Source organism: Streptomyces prasinopilosus, assembly GCF_001419695.1.
In the GTDB taxonomy this organism is placed as follows: Bacteria; Actinomycetota; Actinomycetes; order Streptomycetales; family Streptomycetaceae; genus Streptomyces; species Streptomyces prasinopilosus.
On sequence record NZ_LIRG01000301.1, the window covers coordinates 1 to 3725 of the forward strand.

Annotated in this window: 4 protein-coding genes; all 4 read right to left on the reverse strand. The window is 74.3% G+C overall.

All coding sequences use genetic code 11. The annotated features are described in order from the left end of the window. On the reverse strand, positions 1 to 376 hold a 376-nt coding region (locus tag AOK18_RS13705; protein ID WP_240503169.1), incomplete at its 3' end, for a response regulator. Then, entirely contained in the window at positions 373 to 1692 is a 1320-nt protein-coding gene (locus AOK18_RS13710; protein ID WP_055694533.1) for a sensor histidine kinase, read from the reverse strand. The genes AOK18_RS13705 and AOK18_RS13710, both read right to left, overlap by 4 nt. A gap of 46 nt (positions 1693 to 1738) precedes the next feature. After that, positions 1739 to 2539, reverse strand: a complete 801-nt coding sequence (locus AOK18_RS13715; RefSeq protein ID WP_055694534.1) for an ABC transporter permease — start codon at positions 2537 to 2539, stop codon at positions 1739 to 1741. Continuing rightward, positions 2536 to 3456, reverse strand: coding sequence for an ATP-binding cassette domain-containing protein (locus tag AOK18_RS13720; RefSeq protein WP_055694535.1), 921 nt, complete (start codon positions 3454 to 3456; stop codon positions 2536 to 2538). Before AOK18_RS13720 ends, AOK18_RS13715 begins: the two co-directional genes overlap by 4 nt. Between the last annotated feature and the right edge of the window lie 269 nt (positions 3457 to 3725).

Genomic DNA, 3725 nt, shown 5'->3' on the forward strand with positions numbered 1-3725 from the left:
CGCGGGCCTCCGCACCGGTGCCGCCGGCTTCCTCGTCAAGGACGCCCAGCCGGAGGAAATCCTCTCCGGCATCCGCTCCGTGGCCACCGGCGCGGAGGCCCGCGTAGGCGTACTCGTCGAGGTCGAACGTCGTGAGGATGAGGACGCGGGTGCGGTCGCCGGCGGCGACGATGTGACGGGTGGCCTCGATGCCGTCCATGCCGGGCATGCGGATGTCCATCAGGACGACGTCGGGGCGCAGTTCCGCCGTCATGCGGACGGCTTCGCCGCCGCCGGACGCCTCGCCGAGGACCGTCATGTCGTCCTGGCTCTCCAGCAGCATGCGGAAGCCGAAGCGCTGGAGGGGCTGGTCGTCGGCGACGAGGACGGTGGTCACTGCGGGGTTTCCTCCGGGAGGTGCAGGTGGACGCGCCAGCCCTGTTCGGGGTGGGGGCGCGGGCCGGCCTCGAGCGTGCCGCCGTACAGGGCGGTTCGCTCACGCATTCCCGGGAGGCCGCGGCCGTCGGCGGGGGTGTCCTTCCCGGTGGCGCCGGTGATCGTGCCGGTGTCGGTGATCGTGGCGGTGACGGAGCCCCGGCCGCCGTGGACGAGGGTGATCTCGGCGGTGGTGTGCGGGCCGGCGTGCTTGAGGGTGTTGGTGAGGGCTTCCTGGATGACGCGGTAGACGGTGAGCTGGCGGCCGGCGGGGAGGTCGGCCCGGCCCTCGACCGTGCTGTGGACGGGGAGGCCCGCGGCGCGGACACCGTCGATGAGCTGCTCGAGGTCGGTGAGGGTGGGCTGGGGGGTCAGCTCGGCGGAACGGTGGGCCGTCTCGTCGTCCCGCAGGACGTCCAGGAGGCGGCGGAGTTCGCCCAGGGCCTGGCGGCTGGTGGTGCCGATGGCGTCCAGTGCCTGGGCGGCGCGTTCCGGGGACTTGCCGGCCGCGTACCTGCCGCCGTCGGCCAGGCCGGTGATGACGGAGAGGTTGTGGCCGATGATGTCGTGCATCTCGCGGGCGATGCGGGCGCGTTCGGCGGCGGTGGCGAGCTGGGCCTGCTGGTCGCGTTCGATCTCGAGGCGGCGGGCGCGGTCCTCCAGGGCCTCCGTGTGGTTCTGGCGGCTGCGGACCGTGATGCCGATGAGGGCGACCACCACGACGGACGTCAGCTGCGAGCCGATCTGCTGGCTCCAGGCGCCCTCCTCCCCGTGGCGGGCCGCGGAGACCGCGACGGGGGCGAGCACGAGGGCGGTCGCCCACCCCAGGTTGCGCAGCGGGAGGCGCAGGGCGAGGTGGTAGACGGCGACGAGTTGCAGCAGGGCGGCCTGGAGGGCGGTGCCGGTCCAGGCGTTGACGAGGGCGAACGGGGCCATGGCGAGCAGGACCGCCGCGGGGTGGGTGCGGCGCCACAGGAGGGGGACGGACAGGCCGAGGCTCAGTGAGAGCAGGAGCCACCCGGGGGCGTCCGGGTTGTGGGTGACGTTGCGCCAGCCGCCGCCGGCGTAGTCGATGAGGACGGCCATCACCCAGAAGCCGGTGAAGTGCAGGTCCCACAGCAGCGGGTGGCGCCGGTCGAACGCGCGCGTCCGCTGGGTGAGGCGTTGCACGTACTGGGTGAGGGGTTCCGCCGGCCGTCCCGTCGGTTGCTCCCTCGGTCGTCGCGCGGGCCGTTGCGCCGCGGGTGTCTTCCGGTCGTCGTTCGCCACGGGACTCATGGTGGGGGATCCGTCCGTCGGCCGGAACACGTCGGGGGCACGGCGGTCAGACGTCCCGGCGGCGCAGGGTCACCGCCGCCGCGGCGAGGGAGGCCGCCGCCCACAGGGACAGGGCGAGCAGCGCGGCGCCCGGTGCGGCCGCGTCCGGGCCGGGCTGAGCGGCGGTGAGGGACTCCAGGGCCTTGGAGGGGAAGTAGCGCACGGCGTCGTCGACGACGCCGTACGGGAGCATCCGCAGGACCTCCGGGACGATCATGACGAGGCCGATGTAGGCGCCGGCCGCGAGGGGGACCGAGCGGGCGACGGCGCCGAGCCCGAGGGCCAGGACGGTGAGCAGGGCGAGGCCGGCCGCGTTGCCGGCCAGGCCGCGCAGGACGCCCGGGTCGCCGAGGGCGGCCGCCTGGTCGGTGCCGGTGAGGAAGGACTGGGCGAGCGGGAAGGTCAGCAGGTTCGTCCACAGGCTGAGGACGAAGGTGACCGCGGCCAGCACGGCGGCCTTGGACCACAGGACGGGCAGGCGGCGGGGGACCGCGGTCATCGTGGCGCGGATCTGGCCGGTGGCGTACTCGCCGGCGGTGGCGAGGATGCCGAGGACGGCGAGGTTGACGGTGGCGAACTGGGTGCCGAGGAGGACGAAGAGGACCGGGTCGAGGCCGCCTTCGCCGCTGCCGTCGTAGGCGGCGCTGATGCCCGCGCCCATGCCGAGGGTCAGGATGGTGGTGGCGGCGAGGTTGATCCAGGTGGAGCGGAGCGTCCACAGTTTGTGCCATTCGGAACGCAGGACGCGGGCCGCGGTCACCCGGTACGCGGGGGTGCCGGTGGCGGCGGCCGTGGTGGTGGCGGTCATGCCGCCGCTCCTTCCGCGGTGGCGGTGTACTCCACCGTGTCGTGGGTGAGGTGCATGAACGCCTCTTCCAGGGAGGCCGTGCTCGGGGTGAGTTCGTACAGGGGGATGCCGTGGGCCGCGGCGGTGCGGCCGATGTGTTCGGCGTCCGCGCCCCGCACGGTGAGGCTGCCGGGGGCGTCGGTGGCGAGGGTGACGCCGGGGCCGGTGAGGAGGCCGGCCAGGGCGGCGGCGTCCGGGGTGACGACCTTGACGGTGCCCGCGCCGGACCGGCGGACGAAGTCGGCGACGGTGGTGTCGGCGAGGAGCCGGCCGCGCCCGATGACGATCAGGTGGTCCGCCGTCAGCGCCGTCTCGCTCATCAGGTGGGAGGAGACGAGGATCGTGCGGCCCTCCGCGGCGAGGGACTTGAGCAGGGTGCGGATCCACAGGACGCCCTCGGGGTCGAGGCCGTTGACCGGTTCGTCGAGGACGAGGGCGGCCGGGTCGCCGAGCAGCGCGGCGGCGATGCCGAGGCGCTGGCCCATGCCGAGGGAGAAGCCCTTGACCCGGCGGTGGGCCACCTCGGTGAGGCCGGTCCGGGCGAGGACGTGCTCGACGCGGCTCCCGGGGATGCCGTGGGTGTGGGCGAGGGCCCGGAGGTGGTGGCGGGCGGTGCGGCCCGGGTGGACGGAGCGGGCCTCCAGCAGGGCGCCGACCTCGGTCAGGGGCGCGGGGTGCGCGGCGTAGGAGCGGCCGGACACGGTGGCGTGGCCGCGGGTGGGGGCGACCAGGCCGAGGATCATGCGCAGGGTGGTGGACTTGCCGGAGCCGTTCGGTCCGAGGAAGCCGGTGACGGTGCCGGGGCGGACGGTGAAGGACAGGTCGGTGACGACGGTCCGGTCACCGTAGCGTTTGGTGAGTTCCTGTGCCGTAATCATGCTCCGATGCTCGTCCGCGGGGCGGCACGGGGCGTCGGACCGGGGCGGTATTCCAGGTGAGGCGGGTCGTACCCGGGTACTACGGTGGCCGGTATGAGTACGGGTACTGCGCGTTCCGGGGAAGCCGCCGGCACAACCTACGGGGAGTACGTGGTCCGCTCCGTGCGGGCCGGGGAGTGGGCGGCGGTGAAGGCGCTGCGGCTGGCCGCGCTCCGGGATCCGGTCGCGGACATCGCGTTCCTGGACACCTACGGGGCGGCGGTGGCGCG

Bases quoted from the DNA above. Each gene is read 5' to 3' on its own strand.
- AOK18_RS13710 (WP_055694533.1), bottom strand. From the start codon at position 1,692: ATGAGTCCCGTGGCGAACGACGACCGGAAGACACCCGCGGCGCAACGG.
- AOK18_RS13715 (WP_055694534.1), bottom strand. From the start codon at position 2,539: ATGACCGCCACCACCACGGCCGCCGCCACCGGCACCCCCGCGTACCGG.
- AOK18_RS13720 (WP_055694535.1), bottom strand. From the start codon at position 3,456: ATGATTACGGCACAGGAACTCACCAAACGCTACGGTGACCGGACCGTC.